The 22,559-nt window shown below is 39.6% G+C and carries 17 protein-coding genes and 2 pseudogenes; 9 read left to right on the plus strand and 10 right to left on the minus strand.

Annotated features, from left to right (window positions below):
- Positions 1-119 precede the first annotated feature (119 nt).
- Complete coding sequence (gene nth, locus MSMAS_RS02160) at positions 120-824, plus strand: endonuclease III (RefSeq protein WP_011032845.1); 705 nt, start codon at positions 120-122, stop codon at positions 822-824.
- Positions 825-977: 153 nt separating this feature from the next.
- Here the strand turns inward: nth and MSMAS_RS02165 are convergent, their stop codons facing one another.
- Both MSMAS_RS02165 and cbiM read right to left on the minus strand, forming a co-directional pair.
- Positions 978-1,283 (minus strand): PDGLE domain-containing protein, encoded by a 306-nt coding sequence (locus MSMAS_RS02165; protein WP_011032844.1) that lies wholly within the window; start codon positions 1,281-1,283, stop codon positions 978-980.
- Entirely contained in the window at positions 1,280-1,945 is a 666-nt protein-coding gene (gene cbiM / locus MSMAS_RS02170; protein ID WP_011032843.1) for a cobalt transporter CbiM, read from the minus strand. The genes MSMAS_RS02165 and cbiM overlap by 4 nt, the downstream gene beginning before the upstream one ends.
- A gap of 495 nt (positions 1,946-2,440) precedes the next feature.
- Between cbiM and MSMAS_RS02175 the strand changes: the two genes are divergently transcribed.
- From MSMAS_RS02175 to MSMAS_RS02200, 5 genes and pseudogenes are all read left to right on the plus strand, one after another.
- Positions 2,441-3,250 carry a class I SAM-dependent methyltransferase gene (locus tag MSMAS_RS02175; protein WP_230633329.1) on the plus strand — a complete coding sequence of 270 codons (810 nt, stop codon included), beginning with the start codon at positions 2,441-2,443 and terminating at the stop codon, positions 3,248-3,250.
- A gap of 440 nt (positions 3,251-3,690) precedes the next feature.
- Positions 3,691-4,440 (plus strand): nicotianamine synthase family protein, encoded by a 750-nt coding sequence (locus tag MSMAS_RS02180; protein ID WP_226987689.1) that lies wholly within the window; start codon positions 3,691-3,693, stop codon positions 4,438-4,440.
- A gap of 198 nt (positions 4,441-4,638) precedes the next feature.
- Positions 4,639-5,735 (plus strand): annotated as a pseudogene (locus tag MSMAS_RS18000) (IS630 family transposase).
- A gap of 10 nt (positions 5,736-5,745) precedes the next feature.
- Entirely contained in the window at positions 5,746-6,525 is a 780-nt protein-coding gene (locus MSMAS_RS02195; RefSeq protein ID WP_230633330.1) for a nicotianamine synthase family protein, read from the plus strand.
- A gap of 484 nt (positions 6,526-7,009) precedes the next feature.
- A complete protein-coding gene (locus tag MSMAS_RS02200) occupies positions 7,010-8,593 on the plus strand; it encodes a sensor histidine kinase (RefSeq protein ID WP_011032839.1) in 1,584 nt (527 codons plus the stop codon).
- Positions 8,594-8,664: 71 nt separating this feature from the next.
- On the opposite strand, the gene cbiQ is transcribed toward MSMAS_RS02200, so the two are convergent.
- Together cbiQ and MSMAS_RS02210 are read right to left on the minus strand one after the other, a co-directional pair.
- The gene (gene cbiQ, locus MSMAS_RS02205; protein WP_048046297.1) at positions 8,665-9,471 is read right to left on the minus strand and encodes a cobalt ECF transporter T component CbiQ; all 807 of its coding nucleotides are present in this window, start codon (positions 9,469-9,471) and stop codon (positions 8,665-8,667) included.
- 52 nt (positions 9,472-9,523) lie between these two features.
- Positions 9,524-10,507, minus strand: coding sequence for an energy-coupling factor ABC transporter ATP-binding protein (locus MSMAS_RS02210; protein ID WP_015411421.1), 984 nt, complete (start codon positions 10,505-10,507; stop codon positions 9,524-9,526).
- A 292-nt stretch (positions 10,508-10,799) separates the two neighbouring features.
- On the opposite strand from MSMAS_RS02210, the gene dinB reads away from it, so the two are divergent.
- Both dinB and MSMAS_RS02220 read left to right on the plus strand, forming a co-directional pair.
- Complete coding sequence (gene dinB / locus MSMAS_RS02215; protein ID WP_080925734.1) at positions 10,800-11,897, plus strand: DNA polymerase IV; 1,098 nt, start codon at positions 10,800-10,802, stop codon at positions 11,895-11,897.
- Positions 11,898-12,531: 634 nt separating this feature from the next.
- On the plus strand, positions 12,532-12,786 hold the full coding sequence (locus MSMAS_RS02220; RefSeq protein WP_015411419.1) for a protease inhibitor I42 family protein: 255 nt from the start codon (positions 12,532-12,534) through the stop codon (positions 12,784-12,786).
- A gap of 160 nt (positions 12,787-12,946) precedes the next feature.
- Here MSMAS_RS02220 and MSMAS_RS02225 read toward each other — a convergent pair whose 3' ends face one another.
- Positions 12,947-14,851 carry a phosphoadenosine phosphosulfate reductase domain-containing protein gene (locus MSMAS_RS02225; protein ID WP_048037851.1) on the minus strand — a complete coding sequence of 635 codons (1,905 nt, stop codon included), beginning with the start codon at positions 14,849-14,851 and terminating at the stop codon, positions 12,947-12,949.
- A gap of 301 nt (positions 14,852-15,152) precedes the next feature.
- Complete coding sequence (locus MSMAS_RS02230; protein WP_226987688.1) at positions 15,153-16,211, minus strand: hypothetical protein; 1,059 nt, start codon at positions 16,209-16,211, stop codon at positions 15,153-15,155.
- A 53-nt stretch (positions 16,212-16,264) separates the two neighbouring features.
- Between MSMAS_RS02230 and MSMAS_RS02235 the strand changes: the two genes are divergently transcribed.
- Positions 16,265-17,569, plus strand: coding sequence for an ISNCY family transposase (locus MSMAS_RS02235; protein WP_011032831.1), 1,305 nt, complete (start codon positions 16,265-16,267; stop codon positions 17,567-17,569).
- Positions 17,570-18,155: 586 nt separating this feature from the next.
- On the opposite strand, the gene MSMAS_RS02245 is transcribed toward MSMAS_RS02235, so the two are convergent.
- From MSMAS_RS02245 to MSMAS_RS02260, 4 genes and pseudogenes are all read right to left on the minus strand, one after another.
- Complete coding sequence (locus MSMAS_RS02245; protein WP_052273688.1) at positions 18,156-18,932, minus strand: LolA family protein; 777 nt, start codon at positions 18,930-18,932, stop codon at positions 18,156-18,158.
- Between the two features lie 1,348 nt (positions 18,933-20,280).
- On the minus strand, positions 20,281-20,490 hold the full coding sequence (locus MSMAS_RS02250; RefSeq protein ID WP_011032829.1) for a hypothetical protein: 210 nt from the start codon (positions 20,488-20,490) through the stop codon (positions 20,281-20,283).
- 70 nt (positions 20,491-20,560) lie between these two features.
- Positions 20,561-20,969, minus strand: a pseudogene (locus MSMAS_RS02255) (IS1634 family transposase); the annotation flags it as partial.
- Positions 20,970-21,354: 385 nt separating this feature from the next.
- On the minus strand, positions 21,355-22,092 hold the full coding sequence (locus MSMAS_RS02260) for a hypothetical protein (protein WP_011032826.1): 738 nt from the start codon (positions 22,090-22,092) through the stop codon (positions 21,355-21,357).
- Positions 22,093-22,559 lie beyond the last annotated feature (467 nt).

A 22,559-nucleotide genomic window follows, 5' to 3' on the forward strand; every position in this document is an offset into this window, starting at 1 on the left:
CTTTTATCTGGTCCGAAAAACTTAGAAATAAAAAACGACCAATACTTTAACAGATACATTTCAAAAAGCTGTTTTATAGTTATAATCTGAAATTTGAACCTCTTAACGGAGTTCTTTTAATGCCTGAAAAAAAACCCAGAAAATCGACTTCAAAAGAAGTCCTGATTGAATATGATATTCCTGACAACAGGCATAACTTTGACCGCATCTGGGACCTTCTAAAAGAGGAATACACGGATGCAAAACCATCTCTTAATTACAGCAATCCTTTGGAACTCCTTGTGGCAACCGTTCTTTCTGCCCAGTCGACGGACGTTCAGATCAATAAGGTGACGGAAAATCTGTTCAAAAAGTACAGGACCGCCTGGGATTACGCAAGCGCAGATATCAGAGAACTGGAAGCGGATATTTATTCTACAGGGTTTTACAAAAGCAAAGCAAAAAATATCAAAGCGGCTGCACAACTGATTATCGAAAATTATGGGGGAGAAGTCCCGCAAACAATGGAAGAACTCGTCACCCTTCCAGGAGTGGGGAGAAAGACCGCAAATATAGTGCTTGCCAGGGCTTTTGGGATAATAGAGGGTATTGCCGTGGATACTCATGTGAAAAGAGTCTCAGGAAGGCTGGGGCTTACCAGGAATTCGGACCCGGTAAAAATAGAACAGGACCTTATATCCCTTGCCAGGAAAGAAGACCTTGATTCGATTTCCATGACCCTGATCTATCACGGGAGAAAAGTTTGCCAGGCAAGAAAACCGAGATGCTCGATCTGTGTTGTAAAAGAACTGTGCCCTTCCAGCATTATTTTTATTGGAGAGTAAACCGGGGTTTCAGGGTACAAAAATAGTTTTACAGTTTTATTAAGAGGAATCTGGAATGCTCATTCCAGAGCATGCACTGTGGTAATTTAAGAGTAGCCGTTTCTTCCTTTTTCTGGAAGAAGCGGCGTTTCAAAACAGAGAAAGGAATTTTGCTCAGGCTTTTTTATTGAAAATCTTTCCAAACCCGAAACTGATAGCCAGCACTGCTACAGTCCCGATTGCAATTGCCATAACCTCTCCGCTCTTTCCCATGCCTTCAATAGCGTAGTCAGACATTGGAGAACTTACTGCGGGTTCCGTTTCTTCGAGTTCTGACATTTTCGACTCTTCAATTACTCCTCCTGCTGCACTTTCCAGCCCGTCGGGGTCGGAAGAGGCAAGGAAAGGAGCAAGGATGGAAAGCAAAAGCGCAATTGCGATTCCTGCGTAAAGGAATTTCATATTTGAGTTTTTGCTCATGCATGAGCCTCCGTCTTGGATTTCTCAGGTCTGGCAGTGTACCCGCCTTCAAGCAGGTCAGGACGGGATTTTGCAATCGCCGTGATCACGACCGAAGTGATCAGCCCTTCCCCGATAAAGCCAATTATCAGGTGGAAAGTTCCCATAGCGATAAGCCCGGGTACCAGAGGGAAAGTGCCTGCAAGCCACATCTGCACGGCGCAAACAATTGATGAAACGAAAAGTCCTAACCATGCGCCTCCGAAGGCTGCAATGCTTGTTCCTGCACTCTTGCGGAGAGCTAGATATGTATAGTATCCTGCAAAGCCGGAAATAATGCCCATGTTAAGGATATTTGCTCCCATGGTGGTGATTCCACCGTCTCCGAATGCGAAACCCTGTACAAGCAACACGAGTGTGAGAACCAGTACTCCAGCCCAGGGGCTTCCGAAAACAATGGCAACAAGAGTTGCTCCTACCATGTGCCCGCTTGTTCCCATCCCTATAGGGATGTTCATGGCCTGAATAGCAAATATTCCTGCTGCAAGGGCAGCAAGGATGGGCACTTTCATCTCTTCAAGCTCACTTTTTGCCCATTTCATTGACATAAAAATAAAAGGAATGCTAATTACCCAGTAAACTATTGCCTGGCTTAGCGGTATAAAAGAATCAGGTATATGCATTTTTATTTTTCCTCTCCTTGAATCTTATATCTTGTCTTTCCCGTTTTCACTGTGAACATTCCAGTTCCCACATTTTTCGGAATATTCATTGTATAAAGAATAAAACACCTAAAAAGTCAGAATACCCTGAATGCTATTCTGTGAATTAATATCAATTAGAAATCTATTATGACTGTTCCGGATGCTCATTTTCAAGGCATTTTCGGAAGATTTTTCTGTTATTTTCTAATTAATTATGTAATACATATATACATTTTGGTATTATTTTTTTCGATAATTTTTTTATGAAATCTTCCTCCGTGCGGTATTTTTATTTTTTAGTTGAATTAAGTAACCCTGAATTTTCTATCAGGTCTAATAGATATTCATCCCGGAAAAGCTGGTGTTAATCCACATTAGCCTAATTTTTTCTGCCTTTTTGAGGAATGGTGATTGCTTTTATAAGCAATTAGGTAATATATGCTCATCAGATTTTAATCTTTGGTAATATTTATTATGAAAAAAAGGTATATTTGTATATTACCATATTCTCTATCATATGGAGGAGTATTTATAGACTGCAAGGAAGTTATTGCTAATTACTGGAATTTCAGGTCTTCAACCTACAAAAATGGGATAAATGGGTTCGATGAAGAAGAGCGCGCTGTCTGGAAACAGATCTTTGAAAATTCCCTGGCTTCAGGCAAGCGTTTAAAAGTGCTGGATGTGGGGACAGGTACAGGTTTTCTTGCCCTTCTTTTTGCCGAGATGGGGCATGAGGTTTCTGGTATAGACCTGTCTGAAGGCATGCTTGAGAAAGCAAGGCATAACGCAGATAATATGGGCCTGGAAATTTCTTTATTCCACGGAGACGCGGAAAATCTGCCTTTTGAAGACTGTTCCTTTGATCTGGTTGTTAACAAATACCTTCTCTGGACACTCCAGGAGCCTGCCAGCGCGGTCCGGGAGTGGAAGCGTGTCCTTAAACCCGGAGGGATGATCTTTGCCATTGATGGAAACTGGTTTGATCCCCGGCCTGACAGGTATATCAAAAGAATGCTTTACGGGCTGGCAGAGAGGTTTGCAAAAAAGAACCAGTACAATCTTATTTTCAAGAAGTCCTACGGCCCTATCAGGAATTCTCTTCCCCTTTACGAAAAAATAAGCCCGAAAAATATTTCCTTTCTCTTTTCCGAAACCGGACTCATGAACACTGAAATCAGCCCTCTTCTGGAAGTGCAGAAATTTCAAAGAAACAGGCATTCATTCTCAAGGAGGATATTTGAGAATAATTCCATATTTTTGATATCCGGGCAGAAAAATTAGAATAAGTCCTCTACAACATAAAGACTGAAAAACGCCATAATGCCCTGACATTTTTATAATTCTTTCTGTGTATATTTACTCTTTTCTTTTTTTGCTTATATAATGCCTGCCATAAGGATTTTTATTATATTTTTTCTTATTTTTCATATTCAGTGAGATAAAAATTCTCAATATTCTTACTGATGATGAAATATGCGAAGCTTTATATTCACATTTTCAGAACCGGTGTTGAATTTGTATCTATGTATTCGTTAATACGGTTTTGGTGAATTAAAAATGGTTTGGTGAATTAAAATGGATTTGATATCATGACCAGCCTGCTGAGTGAAGAAGGCAGTAATTTTACACCTCTATTTCAGGAATGTGGGCCAAATTCATGCAATATACAAAACATAAAGTCCTGCATACTGCATTTCCACAGTAATATTATATCCTGTAATATGAATCTAATTGCCGAGTTTAATCTTCCTCACCTTTATGATATCTTCGCCGAACTGGATGAACTCGCGCATATGGATGTTGAAGATGATGTCTTTCAGGATGTACTCCGGGATCCTGTGATCAGAGCCCTGCTTCCTTCCATTCATGCCAGTTACACCCTTTTCTTCAGTCTGCATGAAACCAGGCTTGCAAAGGAACTCCTGACCTGTAAAGAACCCTGGAAAACGCTGGAATCTTTTCCTTTATATCCCAGATATGAAAATATGATTAAAAGTCATATAGATTATTTCCCTGAAATTGAAGTCCTGGCTTTTATAGGCTGCGGCCCCGTGCCTATTACCCTGCTGCTTTTCAATAAATTGTATGGCATCCGCTGCATCGGCATAGATAAAGATCCTGAAGCTGTGTCTCTGGCAAAAAGCTGTGTAAAGCATTTTGGGCTTGCAAAGGAAATCAGTATTATTGAAGGAGATGAAACCGCGCTTTCAGATCTCGAATGGGACTCTGTACTTATAGCAGGGCTTGCCGAACCCAAAAAGCGTATTTTCCGAAATCTCCACTCCATAATCAAAAATCGAGAGCCAGAATGTAAAAAATCAGTTTCCATCTGCTATCGTAATTATAGTGGCATGAGACAGTTGCTCTATCGTCCGGTCCTGCCCGAGCAGACAGGAGGCTTTAGACTAATAAAAGAAGTCTGCCCCGCTGGAAAAGAAAACAATACTCTGGTCTTTCTGGAGTGTGAGTAACATTCAAAAAATCAGAGCAGAACTCCTGATTGATGAATTTCGCAGCATCTATTCCCGGGTAAAGGGCCTTGAAGATGCCGAAGTGATGGGAAGTCCCTCTCCTGAACTGTATACCGTGTTTAAAAGGCTGGATGAACTAGTGTCTCAACCATTTAATTATTAGTCATCATTATAAACGTTGAATCCTTTTATACCTTCATGCTACAGATTCAACTTGCAGATAATGAGGTAAATTTCCTTCAGGATTTTGTGAGAAAAGGACGTAAAAGCGCAAGAGAACTAACTCGAGCCCGTATTCTCCTTCTATCAAACCAGCAAACAGAAATCACTGAAATCGTGAAAATATTAGGTATTTCCAGGAGTACCACCTTGAATATACGGAAAAGATACCTTGATGAAGGTATCCCCAATGCTCTTTTTGACAAATCAAGATCTGGTCAACCTATAAAATACACTGAAAAACATGTTGCAGAAGTAATCGCTTTAGCCTGCAGCAGTTCCCCTGATGGAAGCAAAAGATGGTCGCTATCCCTGCTTACTGAAGAACTTAGGAAAAAAGAAGGATTTGAAACTATAGGTAAAGAGAGTGTTCGGCTTATTTTGAAAAAAGCAAAACTAAACCTTGGTTAAGAAGGATGTGGTGTATTCAGACTATCGATACTGAATATAGAGACAGGATGTATGACATTCTTAGTCTGTATGAAGAGGATTATGATCCTAAAAAACCTCTTATCTGTCTTGACGAGAAGCCTAAGCAACTGCTCAGGGATAAAAGAATGAGCATTCCTATGAAGCTTGGAAGCTCAGAAAAATATGATTATGAGTATGTCAGGAACGGAACAGCAAACATATTCATGGCGGTAGAGTTCAAAGCAGGAAAAAGGGTAACTCAGGTAACCAAAAGAAGAACAATGAAGGATTTTGCACAATTCATGAAGATTCTTGTCACAGAAAAATATTCTGAAGCAGAAGTCATCAGACTGGTTACGGATAATCTCAATATCCATAAAGAGAAGTCATTCTACGAAGCATTCTCAGAAGAGGAAGCAAAGAAGATTCTGGACAAGATAGAGTTCCATTACACGCCAAAACATGCAAGCTGGCTCAATGCTGCTGAAATCGAGATCAATGTCATGGATATCGAATGTACAGGAAGAAGGATCGGGAACATCGAGACGCTTAAAAATGAAGTGGATTCATGGACAAAGAGAAGGAATGAACACAAAAGGAAAATTGAATGGAAGTTTACAAGGAAGAATGCAGATGAGAAAATGTCAAAGTATTATGTGAAATAATTAAATGGTCATGACACTAGCAGCTCTGGATGTAGATGAAAAGTTTATTTATGAAATCCTTAAAAGCCCGGATTTTGATTCTCTCATAGCTGAGATCTCTCGCTTCAGGTTTTTATACAATCTCAGGCTTGAAAACGAAAAAGCAAAAAGCCTTCTTGAAAGCTCCAGTATATGGGAAACTCTCCGGAATTTTACATTTTATCCTAACTACCTGCAGCTTGCCAGGACCGAATATACAGGTTCAGGTCTTAAATCCGGAGATTGTGTGCTTTTCCTTGGCAGTGGCCCCCTCCCTCTTAGTCTTATTGAGCTCTGTCATGAATACAACCTTTCTGGAATAGGAGTTGAACAGGACGGAAAAAGGGCAGATCTGTCCCGGCAGGTAATTGCCCGTCTGGGCCTCTCCGAAAGAATTAAAATAATAGATGGAAACCATTTCAGCCTGCCACTTGAAACCCGCTGTGACCTTTATATGGTCGCTGCCCAGGCCGAACCCAAGAGCGAAGTATTTGAACAGCTAGCCAGAGTCCTGCCCGAAGGAAGTAAAGTCTCCTACCGCCTTTACGAAAAAGGCCTCCGGAGAATTCTGGATGGCAGTTCACTCTTTGAATTGCCTTCAGGTTTTGAAGAATATCTCAGGGTTCAGCCTGAACCGCCGGTTAATAATACGGTTGTATTTCTTAAAAAGAGACAAAAACGCTTCCAGGCTATTGCAGTTCGATCTGTGGTGCTTTATCTCAAAACCATCTTTTTTAATTTTTTACTAAGATTATGTCTCGTATGCAGATGATCCGTTATTTTACTTCAACTTCGTATTTGTTTCATTTTAGATGATTTTTCTATAGTGCCAGAATGTAACTGGAATTATACAACGTTTAACCTTTTGCGTCTTCTGCCGTTGTATCTGTATTGAGTTTCCAGATGGTTTTGAATCTTCGAAACAATTTCAGAGTACAGCAGATTCTAACTGAAAAATGTAATAATTTCATGGTTTTCTTTCTCTAGAAGTAAGTCTGACTTTGCACCGAAAATATATAAAAATTTTAAAAAGCATCTAATAAAAATAAATGTCAATACCTTTTTATATTGTGTTACTCTTTATATCTATATGTAAGAGTAAGTTTTATTTATTAATAAATTTTGACATTTTAAGACTTATTCAGTTGAATTCTTGAAAACTTAAAATTATTTTAGAATTTGATGATATTACAATAACGCTGGAGTTATGTCTCTAAACCTGCCGCTGCTTAAGTCCTGAGTTAGAGGGGATGTTAATGGGGAAGAACATTAGGAGTTCTGGTATCGAGATTATTGGAGACACTCCCTGGGGAGCCCGCTTATGCCAGTTTGAATTGAAAGAATCATACGATCATTTAGAAGAATTAGTACAAGAACGAACGGTGCAGCTTGAAAAGGCTTACAAGCGGTTGAAAGAAAGTGAGATAGACCTTTCTGAAGCTCAAAAAATGGCTCATATTGGAAGCTGGAAATGGGATATTGTAACTGGCGAACTCTACTGGTCTGATGAACTTTATCTTATCTTCGGACTTGATCCTCAGGAATTCAGACCAGCTTACAATTCATTTTTTAATTATATACATCCCGGTGATCGAGACTTTGTGGATAATGCCATTAAAAAAGCTTTGAATGGAGAGCAGCTCTATGACAATGACCACAGGATTATCTCAGCTGATGGAGAAGAGCGCATAGTCCATTCCCATGGAGAAGTTATTTTTGATGAGAAAAATACTCCTGTCCGAATGAGAGGGACACTCCAGGACATTACGGAGCGTACTAAGATCGAAGACTCGCTTTTATTAAGCGAGGAGAGGTACCGTTCTTTTATACAGAACTTTACGGGGATTGCTTTTCAGCAAGACGAGGACCTCAACCTGGAGTTTGTAAAAGGGAACGTAGAAGAGATTACCGGGTACAGTGAAGAAGAATTAATGTCTAAAAAGCGGTGGAGAAAAATTGTTGAGAAGCAGGACCTCCCGTTATTCCTCAAAAAAGAAAGAGAGATCAAAAATGCTCGCTCTCCATATTCTGGAAAACTTAGCTACAGAATAAGATGCAAGGACGGAAAAATAAAATGGGTGCATGAAGTATACCAGAAAATTCCAGGCAAAAATGGGAGACCTGATAATCACCAGAGTACAATAACCGACGTTACCGAGAGAATAAAGGCAAAAGAAACCCTGGTAAAAATTGAGGACGCCAGGAAAAAAGAAATCCACCACAGAATAAAAAACAACCTCCAGGTTATCTCTTCTCTTCTTGACCTTCAGGCTGAAACATTCAACCATAGAGAGACAGTTACTGCTCCGGAAATTCTTGAAGCTTTCAGGGAAAGTCAGAACCGGGTAATCTCGATGTCCCTTATTCATGAAGAACTCTACAGGGGAGAGGGAACCGATACACTGAATTTTTCGGTATACCTTCGAAAGCTGGCTGAAAAACTTTTACAGACTTACAGCCTGAGCAATAAAAATATTTCTCTATTTATGAATCTTGAAGAAAATGCATTCTTTAATATGGATGTTGCTGTCCCGTTAGGAATAATTGTTAATGAACTCGTTTCCAACTCCATCAAACATGCGTTTACTGAACAAAATGGGGAAGTTCAAATCCAGCTTTTCAGGGAAGAACAGAATAACGAAATACATAAATCCCTTTTCAGCCTGACGATTTCTGATAATGGAAAAGGAATTTCTGAAAATATAGAATTAGGAAGTGTTAAATCACTCGGACTGCAGCTGGTTAACACTCTTGTTGACCAGGTAGATGGAGAGATCGAGCTTGAGAGAGCAGGAGGAACGAAATTCAGAATTACATTCTGGGCAGCGGAAAGGTCATAAGTCTGGATAAAAGCATCAGCGTCGTCAAAATCCTTAATTATTAGTTCTCAGAAGAACCAACCGCAGGTTATTCAGATATAAAGATGGACGCATAAGATGCAGCCCGCACCAAGGAGCAGAAAAATGACATCTGGAGTTTTTATTTTTGTCCTGAAATACAATTTTTCATGCCCGCTGCCATAGCCCCTGCAAAGCATGCTGATGTAGGTCCTTTCCCCCTGCTCATAGGAGCGTATGAAGATTGAGCTCATGCTGTTTCCTACCTGTTCGAGTACCCACCTCCTGGGCACATCTTTATTCCATATATCAAAGAGCCTGGTCTGCTGTGCGACCCTTATCCTTTTAAGGACTGCCCAGAAAAGGAAGAGGTAACGCACCATCATGCTCAGAAGCAGGGTGAATTCCCTTGGGATGCCCATCCTGTCAGCTGCTGAAACCATATCTCGCAGCCGTGTTGTGGAGGACAGAAGGACAATGGATGTTATGCATACAAGGAATTTTGCAAGCAGCGTGCTCCCAAAGGCAAGGCCCTCATATGTTATGCTCAGCCCCAAAGGCAGGTCAAGAGGGTAAGGAGTATAATTTTCTATGAAGGAAGGCCTCAGGAAAGGCTGGATCAAGGCAATTGCAAGCCCGAAAGGTAAAATTGCAAGAACACGCAGGAAAAAGTACCTTAAATCCAGTCTGGCAGCAAGTACAAGTAGGAGAAGATAGACCTCGACCGCAAAAAGGCGGGTTATGTTTTCTTCATGTATTCGGGGCAGGCTAACAGTATAAAGGATCACAGAAAGCACAAAGAGCAGTTTTACTCTGGGGTCAAGCCTGTGTACAGGGCTGTCTTTATACGACTCACGCTCGATATCAGTAAGTGTTACCATCAGGATTCTCCTCAAAAGCCCCGCAATAGTTTTTATGACTTTTATTCTGTTTTTATTTCATCTCTGCTTTCCGGTTCTCGGATCTTATAACCCGGAGGATTTCATCCCTGGCAGTTTCGGCAGTTATCTGTATATTAACGTCAACGCCTTCCTGTTTCAGCATCTCAAAAACTTCTGCAACCCTGGGAAGCCTCAGATGAGCTTTCCTGAGCAGCGCGGGGTCATTGAAGATCTCTTCCGGGCTTCCGCTGGCTTCAAGTTTGCCGTGGTGAAGTACAAAAACCCTTTCCGCAAAATAAGGAACAACATCCACGTCGTGGGTTGAAAGCAGGAGAGTGATCCCCAGCTCCCTGTTCATTTTCGTAATAAGCTTCAGGACCCGGGCTGAGCTTAAAGGGTCAAGTCCTGCGGTGGGTTCGTCCAGAACAATAACTTCAGGCCTCATGGCAAGGATTCCTGCGATTGCCACAAGTTTTTTCTGTCCGCCGCTCAGGTGGTGCGGGGCTCTCTCTTCAAAACCATTAAGCCCTACCATTTCCAGGGCTTCCTTTACTCTCATTTTCACTTCTTCTCTGGACAGCCCCATATTTATCGGCCCGAAAGCCACATCTTCTTCAACACTTGGGGCAAGCACCTGGTCGTCAGGGTCCTGAAAAACTATCCCTACTGTTCCTCTACACATCCGGACATTCTTTTTTGTTATTTTTTCCCCCTTTACCAGGACTTCTCCGGAAAGAGGGCGCAGGATACCATTGAGGTGTTTGAATAAAGTGGATTTCCCTGCTCCGTTAGCCCCGAGAACTGCGACTCTTTCCCCCCTGTATATCCTGAGGTTTATTCTGTCAAGCGCATTTGCCTCCAGGTGAGGGTATCTGTGGCAGAGATCTTTTATTTCAATAACAGGAGTATCGGTTCTTCCTTCGGAATTACCTGTCTTTTCCGGATCCTTTCCGGTTTCCGGGCCCGTCCTGCCTTCAGCCTGCTCCGGAAGATCTGCTTTTATTATTGAACTTTTTAGGGGGGTTGATTTGCTCATAACTGAAAACGTCCTCTAATGAGACCTTCTCTATATACCTTTTTTAAAAACAGTATTACAGCTAATGAAGTTATCTTTTTTATGCGTTATGGTTTGTATTTTCCTTTTTGAAACAGGTCTTATTAATCAGCCATGTTTTTGATTCTGCTTGTCTTTCACTTAATTCTGTTTAAAGCCAGATGACTGAAGTTAGTATTTTATTTTCCTATCTTTCTTTCACCTTTCTCGCTTTAAGCTTTAATGACAGATACTCCGAGAGATAATTATACAAATCTTCCCAGCATCTTTTCTTTTGATGCAGCGGGTCGTCCTTCACATAGATATGGATTATTTTTTTGCAGCAATTGAGGAGCGGGAAAATCCGGAGCTTCGCGAAAAAGCAGTTGTAGTCTGCATGCTCTCAGGGCGGAGCGAACTGAGCGGGTCTGTAAGCACATGCAATTACGTTGCCCGAGAATTTGGAATCAGGTCAGGAATGCCCTGCTCAAGGGCTAAGAAACTCAATCCTGAAGCTGTTTTCCTTCCGGTCAGAAAAGATTTCTACACCTCGGTTTCGGATAGGATTATGGAAATCCTTCGCAGCTATGCAGACCCTGGAAACGGAGATTCTTTCGAACAGATAAGTGTTGACGAGGCATTCCTTGAGAGCTCAGAAAGGACAGGTGGAGACTTTAGGCTTGCTTTTGAGATCGGGATGCAGATTAAAAAGGAAATTAAAGAAAAAGAAAACCTGACATGCTCCATAGGGATAGGTCCGAATAAGTTAATTTCCAAAATGGCTTCTTCCGCAAAAAAGCCTGATGGGATAACTGTTGTGAGCCCGCAGGACCTGGAAGCTTTCCTCTGGCCGTTAAACGTATCAAAGCTCTGGGGGATCGGGAGTGTAACTGCAGGAAAATTGCAGGAAATGGGTATAGTTACGGTAAAGGACCTTGCAGAGCGGGACGTTATTAAACTTATTTCCATCTTCGGAAAATCAAGGGGCACCTGGCTTAAACAGGCAGCTTCGGGTATTGATGATTCTCCCCTTAAAGAAAGAGACGGCTCGGAGCAGATCGGGAGGATTGCAACACTGCCCGAAGATAGCCTGGATAAAAAGCTGATCTCTTCACTGATCGAGAGGCTAGCAGGGGATGTTATCGAAAAACTGGATTCAAGGGAACTCTCCTTCAGGATTGTGACCGTTACGGTCATAAACTCAAATTTCAGGATGTACACAAAGAGCCGTACACTGAGCCACCCGGTATCTTCAAAAGAAGTCCTCCTTCAGGTATCCGGAGAAATTCTGGATGAATTCCTTTCAGAAAACAGGACTGAGTTCAGGCGAGTGGGAGTAAGGGTGGGAGGTCTCCAGAAAAAAAAAGGTCAGAAAAGCCTTTTTGATTACTGAGGAAGATGTTTGAGTCTTGAAATTAGTTTATTTTTGAAATTATTTTTTTCTTAAAAATTATGTTTATCCTGGAAACCATGTTTATCTTATTGAGAGTGGATTTGAAGAGCTCTGTGTACCATGTCAACAAATCTTGAAAATCTGCTTAATAAGAAACAACTCTGGAGAACGGGCTTAATGAGTTCTGTGTACCATGTCAACAAATCTTGAAAATCTGCTTAATAAGAAACAACTCTGGAGAACGGGCTTAATGAGTTCTGTGTACTATGTCAACCTTCTGCATGGCTCTAACTCTTCACATAATTTATATTTAATTTTTGTATATAATTATGCTCCGTACAGTTTAAATAATTCACTCCGATCTTCTCTGTTTTTTGTTAACCTGCAGGAAAATTTTTTCATAAAATTTATCATACAAGAAATGTAATAATAATAAGGCTAATATTCCAGAATTGCTTCAAGGACCTGAATTTCTATCCCCGTTTTGAGCCAGGCTATTTTTTTATGTAGATTATCTCTGAATGCGGGTTTCTTCAAAACGGCACTTCCTTTGAAATTCGCTAAAATTGGCGAAAAAATTTGTAGAGTGGGTAAGGAAGGACGGCTACATAAGGACGGTTAGGAGAGGGACAATATGATTAAAAAACCGTTTACAATCCAGTTCCCGGAAAATCCGGTTAGCGGATTTAGCTGGGACATCGCGACCAGTAACGGGCTGCAGGTAATGAGGGAAAGATTTATTCCTGAGGATGAGGAACAGACCAGTGGTGGAGGATACCGGGTATGGGATATTCAGGTAACTTGCCAGGGAAGTCAAAAGATAACAGGCACATATCGGAGGGGTAACCAGATAGCAAGTTGTTTTGAAATCAATATTGACGCCGAATAAGAATTTTTACAGGCTGAAAAAATGAAGCCCTGGAAAGGTCGCCTTCTCTGGTAAAAGTCCAATCCGCCCTGCTTTTCCAGGATTCACTTTTCTGCTTTTTCTTTATTTTCTTTTTCTAATTTTTCCAGACCTGCCCCTGTTTTACGATTCCTGATCACGCTTACATAAATTTCACAAGTGGACAGACCTCTATACAGGCTCCACAGTGAGTGCAGCTGTCTTTTATCCAGGCTCTCTTCTCTTTCATTTCAATTGCGCCGTGTTCGCAGTGCCCTACACAGACCCCGCACCCCTGGCAGAGAAAGGCTCTTCTTACCGAGAACTCAACCATTCTCATGAGTTTTTTCAGTGTTTTTTCGTTCTCACTTCTCCCGTTCACATTTCCTGAAGCATAGACCTGGGCTCTGGATTCCCCCAGGGAAACAGAAGCAGCCCCCTCTATGAAGGAAACCTTACCTGCAGGTTTAAGCATACCGCTTTCTTCCAGGGTTCCTATATCTATCGCCTGCCCGAAGCTTCCGTCCGCAGAAATTCCTCCTGCTTTGCAGGGTCTGTATCCTGTGACAACTTCAAGATGGAGTTCTTTTGGAACTTCCTGAGTAGGGAGCAGGGAAATTCCTTTTTTAGCCGTAAGTTCCTGCAATACTTTCGGGTAGCGCTTGTAGCGCCATAAGCCGTATTTTACCCATTCAGGGGAAAGTCCCATTTTTTCTGCATAAGCCAGAAGATGGGAGTTGAGCTTTTTTGCAAGTTCGGGGTGGCTTTCCTCGAGCTGGAAGAAGTCGGATAGGGACGAAGAAGGGCAAAGCCAGCATCCCATTCGGTCATACCCTTTCTCATATGCCATATTATAGGGAGCTTTTGTCCTGAAAAGGTAGAGCCAGACATGCAGAGCTGTCCATTCCTGTATGGGAGATGCTCCAACCTGGTTTCCTACCCAGGGGTTTTTCCAGACTTTCTTACTGATAGACCGGGCGTGAGATTCATACTGGCGCTGCCCTATAAAGCTCAGGCAGCCCCCCTCATAGTTTTCGTCAATCAGCCTGGTAATGGGTCCCAGTTTGCAGATCTTGCAGCACCAGCGTGTGTCCATCGTAGGGGGCCCGAAAACTCTTATGGACTCCCAGAAAGAATCCCCTGCACTCGCAGTCCTGAGAGACTTTCCATAATATTCCGCAACCTTTTTGACGTTTTCAAGGGTTTCCGGAAACTCAAGCCCGGTATCTGCAAACATCAATTCGTAATCTTCCAGAGTTTCATCCACAAGCTGTAACACTGCAAGGCTGTCCTTGCCCCCGGAATAAGATACGCTGACCTTCAGGTCCATACTTCCTGAAACATTTCTTATAAAAGTATGAGCGTTTTCTACCATGGAGCCCAGAATTTTCTCATTGGCTTTTACGGCGTCGTCCCAGTTCCGTCCCGACTCAAGGGTTTTTGCAGCCTTCGGCTCCGCACTCCAGCGCGGTTTTACCGCATTCCCGCGCTTTTCCTCTATCATTTCTTTTCCTGCCATCCTGGCTCTTCCGCAGCAGACCACTTCTCCGGCAGGGTTCAGGACAACGACTTCGTCCTCTCTTTTAATCTCAGGGTCTGCATCAAGGACTCCGGGAGCCAGGATACTTGCCCCTTTTTTAAGGATGAAAGGCAAAATTTCCTCTTCAATAACGACCCATTTTTTCAGGTCTTTCCTATCCCTGCCCTGAAAAAGCCGTCTTGCCCCTTCGAGGCGGGGAAGAAGGACCCATTCGCAGCTTTCTATTTCAAATCTAATAGATGCAAGGACTTCCCCGTCCACTATAATTTCATCCATCCGGTCTTCATAAGGGGCTTTGTTAAGAACCACAAGGTGACCTTCGGGGATAAGAGTAGCATTAAATTGTTTTTCAGAAACGGAATTTATGCGCTTGATATCATAATCAAAAGCCGGGCGAATATCTCCGGGAGGAGTTACTTCAACTTTTTTTGTTCTTCTGCCGCACCCGCACTGTTTTCCGAGCACAGGCACATTGCAGGCCTCGCACCAGTGCAGGAGCATTTTGCCAAGGTATGCTGGTCTGGACATATCACGCAGATTGAGTGAGGTTCACCTTTAAAAGGCTTTGGCTCAACCTTTTTAAAAAAAAGCTTGACCAAAAATTTCTGTAAAAAGCTCTGGCTCAACCTTTTTAAAAAAAAGCTTGACCAAAAATTTCTGTAAAAAGCTCTGGCTCAACCTTTTTAAAAAAAAGCTTGACCAAAAATTTCTGTAAAAAGCTCTGGCTTTTACTATGAGAAAGTCTTAATATCGAGTTTATTTTGTAGCCGTAGCAGGAATTGCGTATTTGAACTGAAAAAGTAGCATACTTGTTCAATCCAGGTCTTGTTTATTTTTTTCTAAGTTTCCGTCCTCCATACAGGCAGGTCAAACTTCCCAATAATCCGAAGCCTGGAGCAGAGTTACTTTTGCTCGGTTCATTTCCGACTGAATTACTGCCATTTGATCTACTGCCATTATTAGATCCAGAATCAATATTGTTTGAATTGTTTTGATCCTGATATTTCTTTAAAGACTCTTTCTCGACCATTGGACCTATCTCACTCATGAAAGCATAGTCATCTTCCGTGATATTTTCTGGATACCTGTCCCAGATGTCCTGTAATCGAGCTTTATACCTCTCTTTTTCCTTCTCAGAAACATCGAAGTTGTCAATATATTCCATCGTAATATCTTGACTTTCAGGATCTGTAGCAGCAAAAGCAAGCCCTCTATATGGCATACGTTTCACCACATCCGGCAAAGAAGCCTGCAGCTCCAGGTAATCCGCAACCTCCTTCATTCCTTCTTCGCCCAGCTCAGCCTCCAGAGCCTCCATTTTTAACTGGGCAGCATCTTTAACTGGGGTGGTATTTTGCTCTTTGGTAGAAGCTTCTCTTGCAGATTTTTGAGTTTGAATGAATCTTTTTGTCATTATTTCATTAATCACTTTTAAAGGCTCATTGTCTTCAACTTTAAAATCATCAGGATACCTTTCCCATATATCCTGCAGGTCAGCCTTTAATTTCTCTTTATCCTCCTTCTTAAGATCAGATTCGTCAATTGCAGTCATATAAGCAGCCCTGCTCTCGTTATCCGTCGCGGCAAAGGCAATCGAGCTATAAGGAGATGCCTTGACAGCATCCGGCAAAGAGGCTTGCAGCTGCAGGTATTCTGCAACTTTTTTCATTCCTTCCTCACCCATTTCAGCCTCTAGAGCCTCCATCTCTAACTGGGCAGCATCTTTAGTCTGGTTTGTTTGCTGTTCTTCGGTGGAAGCCATTGCTAATGGCGGCAGGAATAAACACAAAACTATGGCAACATGTAGCACTAATATTCCATCTTTAGCATTCATCTGTTCTCTCCAGGACTCAGTTCCAAAATCTAGTGATAAAAGTAAATGTAACATCACTACACAAAATTATAATTCTATAATTATGTAATGATGTTACGGCACAAATAATGGTAACTATAAACCTTACTCTTAATAACTTTTCGGAGCTCCCTGCTCTTTTAGACGTTTTTGGTTGTTTTGGAAACGATTACGAATACACTACACAAGGAATTTTTCGTAGAAAAATTCCTCCAGCCTGTTCTATTTGTAGTACTCCAATGGTTCATAATGGCTATAATCCCCATACCAAACAAGGTCTTGGAGAAATCATCATTGGTCGATATAAATGCTCAAATTGTGGTAGTACACACGAAGAAGATCATAGCTTTTGGGAAGATCTGAAAGCTTTACTTTATGATTCATTCAATGATTTCTTCAAGTTACTCAGATACCATAACGTTTCATATGAAGGAATCTCTGATATAATGGACTTCATCTATCCAAGATCAAGAAGCACTATTTTAAGAGCATTCTACAAAGAAATGGAACAGGAAACTGTTCCATTTTCAGAAAATATACATATGGTACACTATGACGAACAACATCCAAAAGAAGGACGCTGTCAGAAATACCGTTTAACCTTACTGGACGCAAAAACTCAAACAACAATAGCAGATGACCTTTTTGATGATAAGAGTCCAGAAACAATCAAGGAATTTCTACGGAAAAATCTTGATGCATCAGAACCTGTGTTTATCGTTACGGATTTTGATAAGAGATACCCTGATATATTAAAGGAAATTTTTGGAGATAAGTTAGTGCATCAATATTGTTTGATGCACTTAAACAAGCTTATAGTTAGTGATTTTCCAAAAAATACAACCATTGAACAGGAACTATTGAAGTACAGGTTATTGAATATATTTTACAATCGAGAGAATGAAATTAAATTTTTGGAAGAACTTCAATCTGAAGAACTCAACGTAATTAATAATGAAGAAAAACATCAAGAATGGAGTAAAAAAGCAAAAAAGGAATTTAACCAGTTTAGACGTAAATTAAAGCTTGAAAGAAGACGAAAAAAGGAAAATCTTCCACTTAATAGTCTTGAAAAAGCAAAACATAACTTCGATAAATTAATGGAAAATATAAGAACATACGATCAAACGATTCAAAAACGATTATGGATGATCAATAAACACTGGTTAAATCTTACTTTGTTCCATTATCTTCCAGGAGCGCCAGCGACAAATAACCCTATCGAAAGCTATTATTCTAAAAGTCTAAAAACTGATAACAAGAAGCAGTTCAGGACTGATAAAGGAATTGGGAACCAGATTAAACTTACTCAAATGAGAAGATTAAATTTGCTCAAGAAACCACAAAAGTCATTTCTGGAATTGTTCAGATTATTTAATCCATTTAAGCTTTAGTAATCTATTTTGGGATAGGAGTTAAGGATTATGTAGCGGAGCGTATCGATTTTAGGCAAAAAATAAAGTGAAAAATTAAAGGAATAAAAGAATTCTTTGGCATTCATGCCAAAGAAATTGTTTCTCAAGGATTATTACAGTTTATTTGGCCAGTTAGCAGAGAAAAGTGAAGATTTAAGGAAGGAAAAAATGAGAAATCACTAAATTATGAAATTGTGTCCGCTATCCCTATAAATAATAAATTTCCGGTTTTCATGATATCACATTCAAAAAATGGTGAGAATAACGGAAATAAACAAAGAAGAAAGAGAAATATTCTCCTCCTTTGTTGTTTATGTCACTTCATTCAAATTGCAGTTTCTGTCTCTTTATTTTTCCTTTCTTGTCTCTTTGTTTTTCCTTCCTGTCTCTCTGTTTTTCCTTTCCTGTTTCCTTTCCCAGATTTTCGTTTCCTAAGAATCACGGTTTTATGTCATTTCCGAAATTGATTCGGCTATTTTCAGTATTTGAAGAAGATTTGCTGTTATTGTAAATTATTGAATTGTCGAATGAATAACCTTCAGGCAGGTACTCTGGAATGAGGATTTCAAAAACTGGTTTTCTCTCTTGCTTCTTCAGGGCTCGGTTTTTCAGAGGATTTGATTTCCTTAAGTTTTTCAGAGGATTTGATTTCCTTAATATCCAGTGTTTTTACTTCTGCGCCGTCCGGAATCTCGAATTTAAACTCAGAGTCAGGAATTCCGGAGTTGACTTTCAGGTCCCGAATTTCGATTTTTGCGGTCAGATTTCCATCGCCATCATACATCTCATACCTCAGAGGCATCCATGTTTCTTTATCTACCCAGATTTTTGTCCTGTTTATCATCGGATAAGCTCCATCTTTTTCTTTCGAACTTGTCTCCAGCAGGTAAGCAGTCCTTCCATCTATGTTTTCCACTCTGAGCAGTGTTACATTTGTAGAATTCAGGAATTCACCTATAGCATTGATGCAGTCGCTTTTCGTAGGTTCGGGGATATCGGGAAGCTCCATTTTTATGACTTCATTCGTAGCCGGGATGTAACTCCACGCGAATTCCCCATCCGAAACAATAATTATCTGATCCTTTTTCCCGGGTTCCGTTATAATGTCTTTACTCATGTTCGGCTTTTTGAACATGGTCTTATATTCGATTTCCGCAGTTTTTCCCCCTGCGTAGGAGGTCATGTACATTGTATACGAATAGTCTTCAGTGCTGTTCTGTTTGTCCAGCATCTGGGTTACAATCTCTTCTGCACTCAGGTTTTCTTCCGTGCAGCCTGAGGCAAAGAGGATTATAGCTACAAATGCCAGCATGAGTATCGATTTGAGTCCTTTCGTTGGCATCACGCTACTCCTCCTTCAACGGGTGTTGTTATCACGTTACTCCTCCCTCAATGGGTAATTTTTTAATTCATAAAAAGAAGGCAGGAAACCCGCTAAATCTAAAGATTTAACGGGAGGAATGCCGTCAACACCCCTTACTGCCTTTTTTCACCTTTTTTATTTTTATAATTGTAATGGGAACGGAATAACCGTTCCCCGCCTACTTTCGTAGGGTAATGCGTATCCTGAAGTATAGAATAATTTCAGGAATCCGTCTTCCTCTCGATCAGATATTGCAAGGTTTTTGATATAAGCGCTGTCCACAACCCTTTAGGACTTTTAACTTGTATCCTTAGAGCTTCAAACTGAGGCGACATTCGAAGGTAACTATATGATTCTTGCATATCGTTTACCAATTTTGTTTACTCCAATTGATGATCTGGTCAACAAGGGCTATCTTTAGACAAGCCCCTTCCTCGACCGCATCAGCGGGCAGGGAGGGGTAGTTGACCGGTAACTGTTAATTTTCAAGAAGATAATATATCCTGAATGTCCCGGTTCTGCCATAGTTTCCGAAATTTTAACTTATTTCTTCAAGCAAATATAAAGTTGTAGCTATTTTTTATATTATTAGTATATATAGAATTATTTCTTTATCTTTTTAAATCTTTTATTAATTATAGTTAATAAGCTTATTTATAAACAAAAATTACTAACAAATAACCCGCTTATCCAGTAGAATATTAACTTCGATAAATGCTTTGGAAAACATATTTAAACTCTATAAACTCCTATATACTCTTCTTTGTTAACTCCTTATAAGTTTTCTGTGTAAATTCTCGAACAATTGTTTTTCAGACTCGAAAAGAATCTGAAATTAATCCCTGATTTTTGATTGTTTGATGGTTTGGCTAGAAAATATATATGAACAAATTGCCCTAACTCGTATTCAAATACATATATAAAAGAAGATTAGTAAAATTTTACAGTCTTACAAGTCGATATTTAAATTAATCCATATAAATCCTGGACTGATATATTCTCGAATTACAATATTTAGAGGAATAAGTGCAAGTATGAAGATATTTTATGATGAATTATAGGCTCAAGGTTGAGAGATCAATCTATCCTTGCAAATCCCTACAGGCCAGGTTACTAAGATCTTAAAAAGCTTCTAACAAATTCAAAAAACAATAGCAAGAAAATTTATTGAAATCTATTTATATTTGTAGGTTTCTCCGATCAAATTTTCTAAGCATACTTTTCCCATGAACCAATATACGTGTGCGATATAATACGCGTGTGCGTTGCATATGTATACGTATGGACATTACAACCGACTAAATACAGATACTTAGCGAAATTCTCTCTAGTCAATTCCTAACTTAACAAGAATCCAGTAGGCAAAAAACCCAAAAAGAAAAAATCCAATCAGTGATATTGTTATTAATGGATAGTCATGTACTCCATTTTTAGATACTGCTTCTCCGAGTTTTTGTGATATAACTTGAGCAAGTACGGTCATAGCAATAACCGTGAAAACTGGAATTAAAATCCTTAATATCTGTTTTCTTTCCATGTTATCACCAAATAAAAAAGGCTGATTAAAAAATCAGCCGATATTCAACTGCCTTTCCGCAGATCTCCACTCAAAAGTAGTATTTTTCACAATTTTTCCCCATCAACCTTATTATCTTGGCTTTAACTTCATTCATGTTGGCAATTTGAGTTACTACTTTTGAATCAATTTCCAGTTTTACTTCTGTAATCCCTCTCATTAGCATAAAAGCCCACTTCAAAGTGGGCTTTTGAGTTTGTTTTAACTTGGTCAAGCATTGTTTCCCCTGTTTCATTTAGCCTTTCTCTTAATTTCCATTCCGCTACCGGGTAAACCATTAGAGTTAATACCATTACCATTGATAGAGCTTCAATTCTTTGAGGTTTTTTCAAATAAACCTCCGAAACCCTGAAACTTTTGTCCTTTATGAACCTGAACCCTTTTTCAACTTTACTTTGATTTTTGTAGTAATCCAGCATCTTTTCAGCATCAAGATTGAGAAAACGTCTTAAATTCAAACCATTAATATGACTGGACAATAATCAGTGTTAACTTTCTAATTCAGTTCGGGTTTTAAATAATTAAACGCACAGGTAGAGTTAAAAAAAGTCTAACAGTATTCAATTAAATTTTCCAGTTTTTCGATAATAACTAGCCGATTTATATAAATATCCACAAATGAACGCAATCCAAATAGAGAAATAAGTTATATAATCATATTTTGGATAATGTATAGTAAGTCTAACTACTGCTACTAAAGTAATAACTTGAATTAACAATGTTATCATGTTCTTTTTTTCCATAATATCCCTCTAAATTAAATTTGGCTGATTGTAATATCAGCCAGGCTGATTATAATATCAGCCAAATGGTTAATTAAATTGGTTAAATTGTGTACCAATGTGAACCAATTTTCATACTAACATGGCCTGTTAATGGATATTGGAGCGCATTTGCATAAGGTATACTAACGTCTATACTATTGTCAGAATTTGATTCTGCCCAATAAAATGTTGCTATTCCAAAAGCCACCAAAGCGCCTATTGCATCACCAAAAGGCAACGGTCCATCGAGTATTATTCCAAGAAGTACAGCAGCAGTTGCAGCACCACCAGCAAGCCAGAGCCCATCTTTTGCCGAGAAATGAATATGCACCCCACCTGTTGTTGCAGATCCATATGTTTCAAGATAACTTCCATTCCAAAAACTTACCTTAGCGGCAGAAATTACTGTTGCAACTGCCGAACTATCATTTAGACTTGCAGTAGATATGAGTTTTTTGGATACTAATTCACTCTGATCCACAAAAGCAAAATTTGTTCTATTAGGATTCTTTTCATCTGCCCATGAAATCACGTATGCAATTGATCCATCATCTTTTTTGAAAGATACTATCTTTTCTTTATCGGTTTCTTTCAATACATTCATGTTTTTTGATGTTTCACTCACTTTTTCCATTGCTTTTTTGAGGTCCTCTTCAGAAATTGGGATGTTGTTCGAAATGTCTATCGCATCAACATACTCTTTATTTTGCGATCCGGCCTGTGCACTCACAGCCGGAACAAAAGCAACACTTACAAGAAGTACTGCCATAAACAATGCACTTATTTTAAGTTTCTTCATAATTTCACTCCTGTTTAATTACTCTTTGTTCACTCCTTATAAATTTTTCTAGCCAGATCATCAAACTGATGATTTTTCATGCTCCTTTCAAGTCTGCAATTATTCCCTCTCTTTGATTGTTAAATACTTTTGACAGAAAATTTATATAACAGTACTTACTGCAAGTAGTTTTTATTCTAAAAACTAAACAACGATGTTTTTAACGAATATATTAATTTTAATTAAAATAATAGATTAAAATATGTCAAAAATTCTAATTTTTAGAATTAATTTCAATACATTTTGGAATGCGATCAATAATTATCGAAGTGGATCTTGAGGAAAATAATTAAATGGACTTTAAAGTATTTTTGATATCTGAAACTTCCGAAAAGCTATAGAACCAAAATCTCTTAAAGAAAAACAATAGAGACACAGAGCTAAAAAAAACCATGATGGAAACTTAGTAAGATAGCTAAATATTTTTT

Origin of the sequence: Methanosarcina mazei S-6 (assembly GCF_000970205.1) — an archaeon.
Classification (GTDB): domain Archaea; phylum Halobacteriota; class Methanosarcinia; order Methanosarcinales; family Methanosarcinaceae; genus Methanosarcina; species Methanosarcina mazei.